14 protein-coding genes and 1 pseudogene are annotated in these 15,113 nt (G+C 62.5%); 4 read left to right on the top strand and 11 right to left on the bottom strand.

From position 1 onward, the window contains the following. The first annotated feature begins 12 nt into the window (after window positions 1–12). Both NGM28_RS07515 and NGM28_RS07520 read left to right on the top strand, forming a co-directional pair. A complete protein-coding gene (locus tag NGM28_RS07515) occupies window positions 13–1,581 on the top strand; it encodes a GumC family protein (protein WP_240063064.1) in 1,569 nt (522 codons plus the stop codon). A gap of 11 nt (window positions 1,582–1,592) precedes the next feature. Continuing rightward, window positions 1,593–2,399, top strand: a complete 807-nt coding sequence (locus NGM28_RS07520) for a CpsD/CapB family tyrosine-protein kinase (RefSeq protein WP_044488146.1) — start codon at window positions 1,593–1,595, stop codon at window positions 2,397–2,399. A gap of 179 nt (window positions 2,400–2,578) precedes the next feature. On the opposite strand, the gene NGM28_RS07525 is transcribed toward NGM28_RS07520, so the two are convergent. From NGM28_RS07525 to NGM28_RS28930, 11 genes and pseudogenes are all read right to left on the bottom strand, one after another. After that, on the bottom strand, window positions 2,579–4,768 hold the full coding sequence (locus tag NGM28_RS07525; protein WP_502943839.1) for an LTA synthase family protein: 2,190 nt from the start codon (window positions 4,766–4,768) through the stop codon (window positions 2,579–2,581). Between the two features lie 145 nt (window positions 4,769–4,913). Further along, window positions 4,914–6,197, bottom strand: a complete 1,284-nt coding sequence (gene fapF, locus NGM28_RS07530) for a fibril amyloid transporter FapF (RefSeq protein ID WP_252089482.1) — start codon at window positions 6,195–6,197, stop codon at window positions 4,914–4,916. A gap of 46 nt (window positions 6,198–6,243) precedes the next feature. Continuing rightward, complete coding sequence (fapE, locus tag NGM28_RS07535; RefSeq protein ID WP_252089484.1) at window positions 6,244–6,990, bottom strand: fibril amyloid subunit FapE; 747 nt, start codon at window positions 6,988–6,990, stop codon at window positions 6,244–6,246. A 32-nt stretch (window positions 6,991–7,022) separates the two neighbouring features. Further along, window positions 7,023–7,703, bottom strand: coding sequence for a fibril amyloid maturation endopeptidase FapD (fapD, locus tag NGM28_RS07540; protein WP_240063060.1), 681 nt, complete (start codon window positions 7,701–7,703; stop codon window positions 7,023–7,025). 66 nt (window positions 7,704–7,769) lie between these two features. Then, entirely contained in the window at window positions 7,770–9,254 is a 1,485-nt protein-coding gene (gene fapC / locus NGM28_RS07545) for an amyloid-like fimbrin subunit FapC (RefSeq protein ID WP_252089485.1), read from the bottom strand. A 52-nt stretch (window positions 9,255–9,306) separates the two neighbouring features. Beyond that, a complete protein-coding gene (fapB, locus tag NGM28_RS07550; protein ID WP_240063058.1) occupies window positions 9,307–9,879 on the bottom strand; it encodes a fibril amyloid subunit FapB in 573 nt (190 codons plus the stop codon). A gap of 1 nt (window position 9,880) precedes the next feature. Continuing rightward, window positions 9,881–10,321: a functional amyloid chaperone FapA gene (gene fapA, locus NGM28_RS07555; protein ID WP_240063057.1), complete on the bottom strand. Its 441-nt coding sequence runs from the start codon at window positions 10,319–10,321 to the stop codon at window positions 9,881–9,883. A gap of 295 nt (window positions 10,322–10,616) precedes the next feature. Beyond that, window positions 10,617–11,168 carry an AAA family ATPase gene (locus NGM28_RS07560; protein WP_252089487.1) on the bottom strand — a complete coding sequence of 184 codons (552 nt, stop codon included), beginning with the start codon at window positions 11,166–11,168 and terminating at the stop codon, window positions 10,617–10,619. Then, the gene (gene pnuC, locus NGM28_RS07565; protein WP_240063055.1) at window positions 11,165–11,731 is read right to left on the bottom strand and encodes a nicotinamide riboside transporter PnuC; all 567 of its coding nucleotides are present in this window, start codon (window positions 11,729–11,731) and stop codon (window positions 11,165–11,167) included. Before pnuC ends, NGM28_RS07560 begins: the two co-directional genes overlap by 4 nt. 215 nt (window positions 11,732–11,946) lie before the next feature. After that, window positions 11,947–12,681, bottom strand: coding sequence for a methyl-accepting chemotaxis protein (locus NGM28_RS28925; RefSeq protein WP_430624176.1), 735 nt, complete (start codon window positions 12,679–12,681; stop codon window positions 11,947–11,949). 138 nt (window positions 12,682–12,819) lie between these two features. Further along, a pseudogene (locus tag NGM28_RS28930) lies at window positions 12,820–13,581 on the bottom strand (cache domain-containing protein); the annotation flags it as partial. A 298-nt stretch (window positions 13,582–13,879) separates the two neighbouring features. Between NGM28_RS28930 and NGM28_RS07575 the strand changes: the two are divergent. Next, on the top strand, window positions 13,880–14,710 hold the full coding sequence (locus tag NGM28_RS07575) for an undecaprenyl-diphosphate phosphatase (protein WP_240063053.1): 831 nt from the start codon (window positions 13,880–13,882) through the stop codon (window positions 14,708–14,710). After that, window positions 14,710–15,111, top strand: a complete 402-nt coding sequence (locus tag NGM28_RS07580) for a DUF1294 domain-containing protein (RefSeq protein ID WP_240063173.1) — start codon at window positions 14,710–14,712, stop codon at window positions 15,109–15,111. The genes NGM28_RS07575 and NGM28_RS07580 overlap by 1 nt, the downstream gene beginning before the upstream one ends. Window positions 15,112–15,113 lie beyond the last annotated feature (2 nt).

A 15,113-nucleotide genomic window follows, 5' to 3' on the forward strand; every position in this document is an offset into this window, starting at 1 on the left:
TGGGTGGCCGCCATGAAATCTGAATACGAGCTGTCCCTGAAAGACTACATCGCCATCATCAAGGACCGGGCCCTGCTGCTGGGGGTGACGGCGGTGGTCATACTGGCGGCGACGGTGGGTGTGGCGGTCACCGTGCCGCCAGTCTATCAATCGACTGGCACCATCCTGGTCGAGTCGCAGCAGATCTCTCCGGAGCTGGTGTCGGCCAACAACAACAGTTTCGCCGATGAACGTATCGAGGTCATCCGCCAACGGGTCATGACCCGCGAGAACCTGCTGCAGATCATCGACAAGTACAACCTGTTCGCTGACAAGGGCCGGCAATTCAGCGAAGCCGACAAGATCGACCAGATGCGCAACGCCATCGTCGTGACCACCCTCAGCACCTTCGTCAAGGGGCGGGGCGAGACCACCGTGGCGTTCAGCGTGTCGTTCGAGCACAAGCGTCCGGAAGTCGCCAAGGAAGTGGCCAACGAACTGGTGACGTTGTTCCTCAACGAGAACATGAAGCAGCGTACCGAGCGCGCCAGTGAAACCACCGAATTCCTGACCCAGGAAGCCGACAAGCTGGGTACCGAGTTGGCCACGCTGGAAAACCAGCTGGCGGACTTCAAACAGGCTCACGCCAATGCCTTGCCCGAGAACCAGTCGCTGCGCATGAGCATGTTGTCGCGCTCGGAGCTGGAGTTCCGGGAAGTGGACCGCGACTACAAGAATGCCCAGGAAGAGCTGCGCTACCTGGAGCTCGAACTCTCGGCGGCGAACGCGGGGCTGGCCACGCGCCCCGACGGCACTCGCCCCTCGGCCGCCGAGCAGCCGCAGGACTTGGGCAGCCTCAAGGCCGAGTACACCCGGTTGCTGACCAAGTACACCCCGGCACACCCTGACGTGGTCGCGATTCAGCGCAAGATCCAAGCGCTTGAGGGCGCCACCGACGGCAAGGGCCTGGCGGCGGCATCGGTCAGCCTCGACGTGGCCCGGGCCCGCGCCAAGATTGTCGCGGCGCAGGACACGATCGCTTCGTTGGCCCAGCAAAAGCGCGAGCTGACCAAGAAGATGGAGAGCTACGAGGCGCAGATTCTCGAAGCGCCACAGGTCGAACGTGGCCTGGTCACCTTGATGCGCGATCACGACAACGCACGCAAGAAGTACGAGGAAATCCGCGCCAAGGAAATGGGCGCCAAGATCACCGAGAGCCTGGAGCAGGAAAACAAGGCTGAACGCTTCGTGCTGCTCGAGCCCCCGCTGATGCCCGAAAAGCCGGTCAAGCCCAATCGCAAGAAAATCGTCGCCCTTGGCCTGGTGCTGGCACCGGCCGGTGGTGGTGCATTGGTCATGCTGCTGGAGTTGCTGAACCAGCGCATACGCGGCGTGGGGGCCTTGGAGAGCGTCTTGGGTAAACGTGTGCTGGTCGCTGTTCCCTACATCTCTACCCAGGCGGATCTGGCTCGGCGCAGGAAATGGCGGGTGATGCTGGTCAGCGTGGGTATTCTGCTGGCGGCTATTCTGCTGGTGGTCGTCCACCTGTTCTATATGCCGCTTGATGTTCTGCTGTTCAAAGCCATGGCTCGGTTTGCATAGGGAAAGTCACGATGGACAGGATTACGCCGGTTGTTGGAAAGAACCTTCATCAGGTTTCACCGGGTGCCTCGGAGACGCCGCAGCCCGTGCCACTGGTGGAGCAGCATGAACTGCTGGGCCCCTTCGATTATGTGCAGACCAAGGTCGTGCCTCTGCGCGCGGAGCATCTGGAGCGCAATCGAATCGTGGCCTACAACAAGAACTCGAACATGAGCTGGGCATTCGACCTGCTGCGCACGCAGATCCTGCAGACCATGGAAGAGAAGGGGTGGCGTACCCTGGCGATCACATCGCCGACGCCCGAGGCCGGCAAGACGGTGCTGTCGATCAACCTGGCCATGAGCATCGCTCACCACACGACCAAGACTGCGTTGCTGGTGGATTTCGACCTGCGTCGCCCGAGAGTCGGCAGCGCCTTGGGGCTGCCGATGGACAAGGCGCTCAATGAGCTGCTGGCCGGCAAGTCGGGGCTCGAAGAGGTGATGGTCAACCCGACCTTGCCGCGTTTCGTGGTACTGCCGACGCGTGAGCCGATCCCGTTGTCCACGGAGATGCTGTCTTCCCCGAAAGTGAGCAACCTGATCAGCGACCTGCGCGAACGTTACGAGTCGCGTATCTGCATTTTCGACTTGCCGCCGCTGCTCAGTTCCGATGATGCGATCACCGTGCTGCCCAAGTTCGACTGCGTGTTACTGGTGGTCGCCAACGGCGTGAACAGCAAGAAGGAGATCGAGGACTGCCTGTATCACCTGGCCACGGCCAACCTGATCGGTGCGGTGTTGAACAAGGCGGAGCCGCAGAAGCGCTCTTACTACTGATGTCGAGAGCCAGCCCTTTCAATGAGGTCGAGCGCCGCCCGGGCGGCGCATCGCGGCTAAGGCCGCTGCTACAACATTGCAACGTGGCTTGGCGTTTGTTTTTCGTGTAGGTGCGGATTCATCCGCGATGCACCGCGTATGCGGTGCTCGATCTCAAGAACGCAGCAAGGCAGTCGCCATCAGGTGGACTGGGCGATATGCCCGTCCACGCGTTCTTCCAACGTTTCTTCCTCGCCTGGCAGCGCGGTGATCACGCTGAAGTCACTCACCTCGACCTCTCCGCCCCCGTAGCCCAGCAGGTGGAAAGAGAACGCCTTGCGCTCGGTCGGGTTGTCGAAGTCGAACTCCATTTCCAGTGGCTGGTCGGCCGTTACCCGCACTTCCTCGGGCAGCCCCAGCGCGACATCCTGCTCACGTTCCTTGGCCTTCAACTGAATATAGGCTTCGTGATTTGGGTCGAGCGCCCGAATCTTGACGCGCACCCGGGTACGCGAGCCCTCGGGCATTTCCAGGTATTGCGCACCGATGAGGTTGTCCGCCCAGTCGTCACGAATGCGGTCCTGCAACGCGATGGGCGCAGGGCCGCCGAACTGGTAGCGCAGGTTGAGCGGGGTGTTCAGCAGCGACTGGTCGAGGGTGGCGGCCAGCAAGTTGATCTGCGGGCCGAGGGTGTGTTCGCCATGGCCCAGAAAGCGGGCCTGACGGGTGATGAAGCCATCGCTGGCGTAGCGCCGGCAGCGTTGCTGGAAATCGCATTCGCTGAACGTGCCTTGGCCGTCGTGGTAGCGCAGCACACCGTTGGTGTAGGCGATCATTTCGCGGCCGGTGTCGTAATCGCGGTACAACGAACGCCCCGCCAGCGCTGCCGGGATCGGCAGGGTGAAGTAGTCGAGCAGCGAGGCGGTCAGGTCTACATGGCCGTAGGTGCCTCGGTTGAGTCTGGGCAGCTGCCCTTGCTCAGGCGCCAGGGTAAGGTTGAAGCCCCACGAAGAGGCCAGACGTACGCCGTCGATGCCGTGGGACTCGTCCGAGGTGACGACCACCAGGGTGTCTTTCAACACCCCTTCGCGTTCCAGTGCGTCGAGAAAGCTGCCCAGGGCGTCGTCAAGGTAGGCGACGGCGGCCTGCTTGGCGGTGGCATGGCGTTGCAGGTAGTCGTCGGGTGCGGAGTAGGGTTGGTGGGTGCCCACGGTCAGCAGGGTGAGCATCCAGGGTTGCGGCTGCTTGCGCAGCTCGCCCACGTAGTCCAGGGCGCCTTCGAAGAACGCACGGTCGTCCTTGCCCCAGGGGAACTCCAGGTAGTTCGCGTTGTTGAACCACTCGAGGCCGTGCACTTGGTCGAAACCGATGTGCGGCATGATTCGGTCCTTGGCCATGAAGCGCAGCCCGGCCCCTTGCAGGTAATGGGTGCTGAAACCGGCCTGGCGCAATTGCGCGGGCAGGCAGGCCTGATTGCGAACGTCCTGGGTCAGCAGCTCGACACCTTTCGGGGTGCCGTTGGCCAACTTGTCGTAGTCGCCACAGAGCATGGCGTACAGGCCGCGAATGGTCTGGTGGGTGTGCAACACGTAGTCCGGCGTGTTCATGCCGCGTTCGGCCCAGCGGCTGAGGTTGGGCATGAGCTCTTCGTCGAACGGGCTACCCACCGCCTGGCGGTTCGCTCGAACATAAGTGCCCGGGATACCTTCGACGGTGATGATCAGCAGGTTGCGCGCCGCGCCCGGGCCGTCGAACAACCGCTGGCCGTGCAGGTCGGTCTGGGTGAGGCCGGCAATGGGTAGCGGTGTGACGGGTGTTTCCCCCGCGACCAGCACCTGGGCCCGCTGCTGCAACTGGCCCGCTGCCGCTGAGAGCAGCTGGTGTGGCAGGTTGTATTGGCGCCATTGATCGGCCTCCGACGGCGCGAGCTGCTGGCTGCCCCAATGCATCGTCAGCAAGACTGCCGGTACGGCCCAGGCCTTGCGCGGCAGGGCTGCGCCTTGACGCGTACCGAAGCAGGCGGTTGCCAGCCAGGCGAGCAGGGCACCCGCCAGCAGCCATGGCAACCAGGGCCTGGCCAGCGCGCCGCCGGTGGAGTTCTCCATGAACTGCGGATCGAACAGGTAGGTGAGGTCCGCCTGGTTGGGCAGGCGCCCGACCGCGCTGACCAGTTCGGCAGAGGCGATCAGCAGGCCGGCCCAGGCCAGTATCACGGGCAGCGCCAGCCACAGTGGCGCACGCTGCAACAGCAGCACCAGCAGGCTGCCGATTGCCAGGTCGGACAGGTACCCCAGCGGGTCGGACCAGCCCAGCAGGGCGCGGGTTGCCAGGGGAATGGCCAGCACCAGCGTGGCCAGGGCGAGCAACCGGGCGCGGGGGTGGCCAAGCATGTTTCTCACGTAAGCGTTCCTTCTTGCCATCAAATCGTCACATAAATGTGCCGAATGATATCAGGCCACGCATACGCAGCGTCTGTAGGACAAAGCTGGTAACCAAATGACGGGCCCGCGCTGCAGGCCCATTCAACTGGCAAGGTCAGAAGTAGTAGGGGAATTTCAGGCTGAAGGAGAAGTCCGGCGCGTCCTCGGTAAGGCCGATGGACAGGTTGGGCACGATGGTCAGGTTGTTGGAGGCGGCGAAGGTCAGGCCAACGTTGAAGTTCGCGGCGTTGTAGTCGCTGTTGGTGATCGATTGCCAGTCGCCGCCGTCCTGCTTGATCTTGCTCTTGCGGGCGAACTGGTCGGTGACCGAGAACGACATGCTCATCTTCTCGTTCAGGGCGAATGCGATACCACCGCCAACCTGCCAGGAGTCGCCGAGTTTCACGTCACCCCCCACCTTGGTGTTGATCGCGGGGCTGATGTCGCTGAACGAGTCCTGCATGTTGTAGGTGTAGGACAGGCTACCGAACAGTACGGCCGGGTCGAAGGTCTTGACCAGCGAGATGCCGGGCGTGATCGCCCAGACACCATTGCCGGTGGGCAGGCTTTCGGGCACGAACAGGTTGTCGTTGGAGGGGTCGGCCTGGATCAGCTTGATACCGTAGGGATCCTTGCCGGTCGGGGCCTTCACGCGCAGCGTTGCAACGGCGTCTGGCCAGTTTTCCGATTCATCGATGAACTTGTAGGCAACGCCGAAGTTGACATCGCCGATCTCGGGGTCGCGAGTAACACTGGCGTCGGAGGCGTTCTTGCCCGAGCCTTGCACACCGCCGGAGGAATAGGTGGACTCGCGATAGACGATCGGAACGTTGACGTCGAATTGCCAACGCTGGTCGACGTTGTAGCGGGCGGTCAGGTCCAGCGTCCAGACATCCGCCTTGATGCGGTCGATGTTGATGTTGCCGAGGAAGATCGAGTCCAGCGCCAGGAAACCGTTGAGCACCAGCGCCTGGGTGTCGTAGCGCGAGTAGGTAAGCCCGGTTTCGACACTGAACTTGCCGCCGCCGAAGAAGCCGCTGGCTTCGTCATACAGGTTGGACACGCTCTGTGCGGGCTCCGAGTCATCCTTTAGCGACTGGCCATAAGAGCTGCCAGAGGCGCCTGGTGCCCCAGAAGCCACGGTCTGTGCGCCCTTGGCCTTCTCCGCTGGGGACCGCACCAGGCGTTTGGGTGGCGCTGCTGCCGGTGTTTCTTCGACCTGGCGAAGCCTTTGCTCCAACACCATCAGCGCGTTCTGTTGTGCCTCGTAGCGCTGTTTCAACTGGATAAGTTCCTGTTTCAGCGCTTCGACCTGCGGGTCCGTTGCCGCGTGCAGCAAACTGGCCGGGGCCAGGGTACTCAAACAGACAATAGCTCTGAGTGTTGACAATCGGTGCATGAGTTAGCCGTCCCTTCTGACTACAAAAGATGAGACTCAGCGTAGATCAGTATCCGGAAGTGCGTAGGCCTTTGAGCTGGTCAAGATTGGTACCGACCGATCCGGCTGCCGCCGCACCGTCGCGCAATACGATATTCAGGGAGGTCAGGTTGTTCACCCGGTTGCCGGAGCCCAGCAAGGTGGTGTTCTGCATCAGTCCACCCTGGGCCAGGCGCTGCAGGCTGCTGCCCTGGTTGTTGCCGGCATCGATATTGAGTTGCAGCCCCGAATTGCTCGCGGAAACGCTCAGTGTGCCTGCGCCGTTGCTGCCCATCACGGTCGAGCCTGCTGCCAGAAGCTGGCCCTGAGGTTGCGTCGTGGGCGCCTCGTTGCCTTTGGTGACGTTGATGTCGACATTGTTCTGCGCCGCGTTGAAGTCGCCGGCGGCGCGCACGACCTGGGTGACGCCCTGGGTGGTGTTCAGGCCACTGCCACCGGTCACGCTGCCAGTCCCGGTGCTTTGCGACGAGGAGGCGCCATTGCCCTTCTCATTGATCATCGACACATAGAACTGCGGCGTGATGGTCGAATGCTGGATCTGCATCGAGGACGTGGCGCCGATCACCTCACCGTTGGCGTTCTGCCAGGTGCTGGTCATGACGATGCCGAAACTGACGATGCGCCCCGGCAACACGTAGCGGCCGCGCAGGTTGGCCAGTTCCTGGTCCTTCAGCTCGATGGGCTTGAAGGTCTCTGCCTGGGTCGACAGGCTGGCGGCCAGGCACGCCAGTGCCAGCCAGATGCGTGTGTTCATGGGATGCTCCCGGAGCGTGGTGCTCCTTTTCATCAGAAGAAGTCGCTGCGAATGAAGCCGAAATCGACCAGCTCAGCGTCTTGCACCGGGGTGAAGTTATTGATGCGGTTCTTGGCGGACAGCGGCAGTGGTGGGTCGAGCAAGGCATTGCTCTTGTCGTAGCCCTGGCCGATGACGGCGAAGATGATGCCGTTCCAGCCTTTGACGAAGTCGTCGACCTTGAAGCGTTTGTGGCCGAGCACCGGGTCGCCGATATAGACCCAGCCTTTTTCGACCCGCTGCATGACCACGAAGTGCTTGTAGCCGCGGATGTCCATCAGGACCACCACGGGAATGCGGATGCTGTTCAAGGTTTCGGGGGCCACCCGGTAACCGCGGGCACGCATGCCGAGGCTTTCCACGTAGCGTTTCATGTCCAGCATGGAGAAGCCCTGGACCCGCACCATGTCCTGATCAGCATGTTCGAGCATGCCCTTGATGATGTGTTCTTCATCGACGTCGAGCCAGTAGGCCTGGCGCAGGATGGTCGCCAGCGCCGCGGCGCCGCAGCTGAAGTCGGTCTTCTGCTGGACCAGGTCGACGAATTTACGCTCGCGGATGCTTTGCACGGGCTTGTAGATCATGGCGCCACCCGGCAGTACGGACAGCGGCATCTGGGCGGCCTCGCTCACACTGGCCACGCACAGTAAAAATACCAAGGCGATGATGCGCATTTTCCCTGTCCCCCCTGGTTCCCTCGTGAAGAAGGCCCCCCGAAGGGGGCCTCCAGGCCACGGCTGTTACATCGAGGTGTTGGAGATGGCCAGCGAGTTGCTCTGCTGGTTGCCCACACCGGCTGCCACGTTGACGCCCAGGTTGCCGCTGCCACCATTCACCGAACCGCTCAGGGTTGCAGTGTTGGTCACAGGGTTGGCCCAGCCGGTCGGGGTCAGCACTTGGAACGAGACGGAGTTGCTAAGCGAGAAATCGCTAGCTTCGTTGTAGCTCTTCGAGATGCTGTCCGAAGACTGCGAAGCTTTCTCGCCGGACTTCTCGTAGGCCGAAGCGCTGGCTTTGTCCCATGCCGACTCGTGGGCTTTTTCGTACGAAGAATCGCGAGACTTGTCATACGACGAGTCACGGCTGCGGTCATACGAAGAGCTGAACGACTTGTCGAACGACGAATCACGGGACTTGTCGTAGGACGAGTTGCTGGACGACTCGTGCGACTTGTCGATCGACGCATCGAGCGAGGCGTTCAGAGAAGCATCGAACTCGGCGCTGCGAGAGCGGGTGAAGCGACCGGCAGTTTCGGACGAAGAAGCACTGCCCGAAGCGCTGGCATCCAGCGAGGCGTTCAGCGAAGCGCTAGACGACGAGCTGTGGTCGCGGCTCGACGAACCACTGGCATTCGAGCTGCTGGAACCATTGGCAGCCCAGTCGTTGGAGCCGCTGGCGCTGCTGCTGTGCGAGCCACTGGCGTTGCTGCTGCTCGAACCACTCGAGCTGCTGCTGTGGGAGCCGCTGGCGCTGCTGCTGCTGTTGCCCGCTACGCTGAAGCTGGAGCTCGAGTTCTTGTCGACACTGGCGTCGAACGAACCGCTACGCGAGGACGAGCCGCTCTTCGTGGTGGTGAAGGTCAGCGTGTCCACACGGTAGGTGCGGTCGGCGTTGTTTTCCACTGTCAGGCCAGGGCCATTCTGGTCGGCGGAGGCAGTGGCCGTGGCGTTACCCAGGGCGGCATTGCTGTTGGCAATGGCCATGGTGTTTTTCTGCTGGTTGAGATCACCACCGGCAATGTTGATACCCACGTTGCCGCTGCTGCCATCACCCGAACCACTCATGACGGCGGAGTTCTGGGTCGACCAGTTGTAGACCTTGTTGTTGCTGCTGGTCTGGGTGACTTTGGCGGTTGCGGTGGCATTGCCGAAGACGAAGGCGTTGTCCAGGCTGCCCAGATCGGAGCCGGCGTTGGCGATGGCGGCGGCGTTGTCTTGTTGGTTGCCGTTACCGGCCGCCACGTTGACACCGACGTTGCCGCTTGCGCCTGCGGCGGAGCTGCTCATCTCGGCATTGTTGAGGGTGCCTTCATTCTTGATCTTGTTGTTGGTACTTCTTTGCGTGTCAGTCGCCTTTGCAGTGGCGGTGACGCTTACTTTGGTTGGAGGTGGGTCATAGTGACCGTGGTGGTTGCCACGCCGATCATTCTGCCCAGCTTGTACAGCAACAGCCATGACCGCAGCAATTGCGAAAACCAGAGGCTTGAGTGCCATCGAGGGTTTCATGGTGATTCTCCGTACTTTATTTTAGGTTAAGTGTTGTTCTTACCTGTTTGGGTCAATTGGCGACCCGTACGCTCAGGGTGTTAGCCGTCTGGTTCCCCACCCCGGCGCTCTGATTCAACTGAACCACCCCACGGCTACCGGTGAATGCCTGGTCACTGGTGGTGACCTGGCGATGGCCGGGTGCGAGATCAGTTGGATCGGAGCTGTTGATCAGCGCCACGTTCTGTTGCAGAAGGACGCTGTCGTCGATGCTTTGCGGCTGGGCACTGATGCTGATGCGCAGTGCGTTGGCTTGCTGGTTGGCGGCACCGGCGCTCTGGTTGACACCCAGTGCGCCACTGCCGTGGCTGAACGAATCACCCTTGATGTTGGCCTGGGCGTCGATGGCGGGGTCGACCTGGCTGCGCAGCCGCTGGCGGATCTGGGTGCTGGCGTTGGCGTCATGGCCAATGGCGAAGGCCCGGGCGTTGGCTTGTTGCTGCTGGTCGCCGGCGGCCTGGTTGACACCGACGTTGCCCTGGTACTGGGCCCCGGAGTTGTCGATGTCGGCGTTGTTGACTACCGGGCCCTGGGCAAAAGCCGACGCACTGCACAGCGCGGCCAGAATCAACACGGTGGGCTTCATGTTACTGGCCTCCGGTCAGGATATTCAGCGCGCCCATGCCCTTTTGCACGCCGGAGTTGACCATGTTGGAGATGCCGTTGCCGCCGGACCCGGCGCCGCGCCCTCCGGCCAGGTTCGGCAACTGGCTCTGGGTGCTGATGTTTGCACCCATGTTGTTGGTCTGCTGGGTGATCAGGGTGCTGATGCCCGAACCACTGCTGATGCCGGCAAAGTCACCATCACTCAACTCGTTGGTCTGGGTGAGGATGTGCGCGGACGGGTTGGCGTTGGCGGTGGTCGGGTAGGGGTCGGGAGCCATGGGGCGGGTGGTGGCGATGCGCGGTTGCACATCACGGGTGATGACGATGATGCCGTTGTCGGCGTACACGGGCGCGCTCACGCCGCAGGCCAGTGCGCAACCGACCAGCAGGAGGCTATTGATGCCTTTTTTCGGTGTCCTCACGATGGCAATTCCTTCTTCAGGTCGCTGGCCCTGCTCAGCGTTGCCGGGAAGAAAGCAGAAGATGTGCCGGTTTTTGTTATTTCATGAGAATCAAAGGGTTGTGCTTGAAAGGTGAGGGTGCCAGGAATCTGCTGTATCAGCGTTGAGACAGACGCCCGGGCAATTTGAGCCTGGAGGAGTGTTTACCCCCTCAAACGGGCTTGCAGGGCTGTTTCACCGACGTGACACTCCAACCCCGAGCGGGCGAGCGACGCCCAGTGACAGGCACTTAGGTGCATGGGGTTGTGTCAGCGACTTAACACTCGGTGGCGCAATCCGGAGTTTTTCCGTCGAGCAGGCGTTGCACGGCGCTCAAGGCAGCTGCGCTGCGGCTCGGCCAATCACCGCCCACGACTTGAAGCGGTTGCTGGTGGCGTTGCAACCAATCAAGGCTGTCGTCGAAAAACGTCTGGCGCTGGCTCAACCCGGGCTGGCAACGCTGGCCATCACCCACCCAGTCGACGCCCATCGGGTCGAGCAGCAGGTGCAGGTCATAACGGCGTTCGAGCAGCGCCTGCTCGATCCAGGCCGGACAGTCGCCGAACAGTGCGCGGCTCCACAGCAGGTTGCTCAACAGGTGAGTATCGAGGATCAACAGCTCTGGCTGATGGGCGCGGGCGTTGTCTTCCCAGGCCAGTTGGCCACGGGCGATGGCGGGGATGTCGGCGTAACAGGTATCGCGGCCTTGCTCGTCGATGAAGTGGCGGACATATTCGCCGACCAGTTCGCCGCCGAAGTGCGCCTGGATCTCGCCACTGAGCCAGCTCTTGCCGCTGGACTCAGGGCCACACAGCACCAGGACTTTCATACGCCAGCCAGCGCCGGGTCACGGCGCCACTCCAGCCAGCCGCGCACGGCGATCAGGGTGAACAGGGCATACAAGGCTGCGGTGAGATACAGGGCCTGGTACAGGAACAGGCCGACAAAGATCACATCCACCACCACCCACAACGCCCAGCATTGCAGGCGCTTCTGCGCCATCCACACTTGCGCCACCAGGCTGAAGCCGGTCAGCGCGGCATCCAGCCAGGGTTGCGTGGCATTGGTCCAATGGGCCATGGCCGCGCCCAGCAAGAGGCTGCCCAACAGACCCACGCCCAGTCCGCCGACTACCTGTGAGAGGTCGAGGCTGGAAACCTGGCGGGCATCTTCGACGTGGCCGGAGCGGGTCCATTGGCTCCAACCGTAGAGTTGCAGCACCGCGAAGACCACCTGCAGGAGCATGTTCGAGTACAGCTTCTCCTCATAGAAGATCCAGCTGTAGAGCATCACCATCACCAGGCCGATCGGCCAGCACCAGGGGTTTTGCTTGACCGTGAGCCAGACGGCAATGACGCCAAGCGCGGCGGCGAAGAGTTCGAGGCCGGACATCGGCGTTCCTTGGAGAGAGGAGAGGGCGGGATGCTACAAGCTTCAAGCCACAAGCTTCAAGCCACAAGCGTCGGTGGCCAGTGCTTCGCAGGTGGGCCCGCTCCCACCCAGGCCGCGCCAGACCGAAGCCTTGCGCGATCCCTGTAGGCGCCGGCCTTGCCGGCGAACACCGGCAAAGCCGGTACCCGCTTCACGGCAGAGCGGGATTGTCGACCTTAGACCCTGAACTGCCGCAACAACTGCTCCAGTTCCTCGCTCAACCGCGCCAGTGCAGCACCCGCATCGCTGGATTGGCGCGCCGCCTCGGCGGTCTGCTGCGAAAGATCGGCGGTCTCGGTCACGTTGCGATTGATCTCCTCCACCACGTGCGATTGCTGCAGGGTGGCGCTGGCAATGGAGGCGTTCAGCGCGCCCAGGTTGCCCAGGGCCTGGCTGATGGCGTCGAGGCTGGTGCCCGCTTCGCGGGCCTGTTCGACCGTCTGGCGCGAGGCCTCGCTGCTGGTGTCGATGGCCTTTACAGCGGCTTCGGACTGCCCCTGCAGGTGCTCGATCATGGTCTGGATCTCGGCGGTCGATTGCGCGGTGCGCTGGGCCAGCAGGCGTACCTCGTCGGCGACCACGGCAAAACCGCGCCCTTGTTCACCGGCCCGGGCCGCTTCGATGGCAGCGTTGAGGGCGAGCAGGTTGGTCTGCTCGGCGATCGAGCGGATCACTTCGAGCACGCCCCCGATCTTCGTGCTGTGGCTGGCCAGTTCGCGGATGACCTGGACTGCCTGGTCGATGGTCGCCGAAAGCCGGTCGATCTGTTGCAGGCTGCCATGGATCGCCTGCTGGCCGTGGCCGACTTGCTGCTGGGCGTTGCGCATCTCGCTGGCGGCCTGCTCGGCATGCTTGGCCACATCGTGCACGGCATAGGTGACCTCGTTGACCGCCGTGGCCACCTGGTCCATCTGCAGCGACTGCTGGGCACTGCGGGCCTGGGCGGAACCGGCGTTGTCGCCGACGTGGCTGGCCGATTCGGCCAGGGCGTGGGCGGCGCCTTGCAGTTGGCCGATCACACCTTGCAACTTGCCATTGAAGCGATTGAAGTGCTCACCCAAGTGAGTGATTTCGTCACGGCCGTGGGTATCCAGGCGGCGGGTCAGGTCACTCTCGCCACTGGCGATGTTGCCCATGGCTTGCACCGCCTCCTGTAGGGGGTGGGCAATGCTGCGGGCGATGAGCACCACCAGCAGGGTCATCAGCAGGGCGATACCCAGGCCCACCAGCGAGGCGTCACGCAACTGACGACCGAACTCAGCCTGCACATCGTCGACGTAGACCCCTGAACCGATGATCCAGCCCCAGGGCTTGAACAGCTGGATATAGGAGGTCTTGGCCACAGGGTCGCTGGCCCCGGGCTTGGGCCAGCGGTAATCGACCGGCCCGGCGCCCTGGCTGCGGGCGAGGGCGACCATCTCGTTGAATACGGCGAAACCGTCGGGGTCGCGGATGGCGGAGAGGTCCTGGCCATCGAGCTTGGGGTTGGCCGGGTGCATGACCATCCGCGGGGTCAGGTCGTTGATCCAGAAATAATCGTTCTGGTCGTAGCGCAGGCCACGCACCACGGTCAGCGCCTGCTGCTGCGCCGCCTCGCGGCTGAGCGTGCCGGCAGCTTCCAGGCCCTGGTAATAGGCCAGCACGCCGGCGGCGGTCTGCACCACATGGCGGGTCTTCTCGGCCTTGGCCTGATACAGGTCGCCATGGATCTGGCGCAGCATCAAAAGCCCCAGTACCACCAGCATGGCCACGGCGACCAGCAAGATCAGCCACAGACGGCGGCTGATCGACATCGACCTCAGGGTCTTCATGATGCGTTACTCCGGTGTTTTTCTTTTTATCCAAGGCATCCAAGCATGCTTTGCCGGCAGTCCCTACTCGACCAACGGCTAAGTGCCCGCCGAGACAATCCGTGTTGCAGGTAATGCAAGCCTTCAACGGGGCGCTCTGCTAGGATTTCGGCCGTGCCAGATGAAACCTTTAGTCCACTGAACTTTTCAGCTGGCTTTGCGACCAACTGTCGCTGTAAAACAGCCTCGCCTTCCATGGCACGAACATGCAAATCAAAAACAAGGGGCCTGCCACCGGCAGCGCTCCACTGGGGGAATGATGGATTTTTGGAGTGCCTTGCAGGCAATCATCTTGGGCGTGGTCGAGGGCCTGACGGAGTTCCTGCCGATTTCAAGTACCGGGCACCAGATCATCGTCGCAGACCTGATCAACTTTGGTGGTGAGCGCGCCATGGCGTTCAACATCATCATCCAGCTCGGCGCCATCCTCGCCGTGGTGTGGGAGTTCCGCCGCAAGATCTTCGATGTGGTGCTGGGGCTACCCACCCAGGCGCCCGCCCGGCGGTTCACCGCCAACCTGCTGATCGCGTTCTTCCCGGCGGTGGTGCTGGGGGTGCTGTTCGCCGACCTGATCCACGAATACCTGTTCAACCCCATCACCGTGGCTGCGGCGCTGGTGGTCGGCGGGGTGATCATGCTCTGGGCGGAGCGTCGCCAGCACCGTGTCGAGGTCGATCATGTCGACGAGATGAGCTGGCACCACGCCCTGAAGATTGGTTTCGTCCAGTGCCTGGCAATGATCCCGGGGACATCGCGCTCCGGCTCGACCATCATTGGTGGCCTGCTGTTCGGGCTTTCGCGCAAGGCCGCCACCGAGTTCTCGTTCTTCCTGGCCATGCCGACCATGGTCGGGGCGGCGGTCTATTCGGGCTACAAGTATCGCGAGCTGTTCCAGCCAGGCGACTTGCCGGTGTTCGCCCTGGGCTTCGTGGTGTCGTTCATCTTCGCCATGATCGCCGTGCGTGCCCTGCTCAAGTTCATCGCCAACCATAGCTACGCGGTGTTCGCCTGGTACCGCATCGCCTTTGGCCTGTTGATCCTCGCGACCTGGGAGTTCGGTTGGGTCGACTGGTCGACGGCGCACGGCTGATGGCGCACGGGCAGGAAGGCGTGCGCAACGCACGCCTGAAGCTTCTGGTACTGGCTGGGTTATGCCTGCTGCCGGTGCTGGGTGGCCTGCAGATGGGGTTGAATGGCGACTCCTGGGTGCCTTTGGCGTTGTATCCGGTGGTGAGCCTGATCAGCCTGCTGCTGTACTGGCAGGACAAGCAGCAGGCGCGTACCCAGGCCTGGCGAACACCGGAAAAGGTGCTGCACGCCAGCGAGCTGCTGGGTGGCTGGCCGGGAGCGCTGCTGGCGCAGCAGCTGTTCCGGCACAAGACACGCAAGGTGTCGTATCAGGCCGTGTTCTGGGGCATCGTGCTGTTGCACCAGGTGTTCTGGGCCGACCATCTGCTGCTGGGTGGGCGCTGGCTGGGACGCCTGGTGTAATG

This window comes from Pseudomonas sp. MWU13-3659 (assembly GCF_023757525.1).
Lineage (GTDB): Bacteria > Pseudomonadota > Gammaproteobacteria > Pseudomonadales > Pseudomonadaceae > Aquipseudomonas > Aquipseudomonas entomophila_E.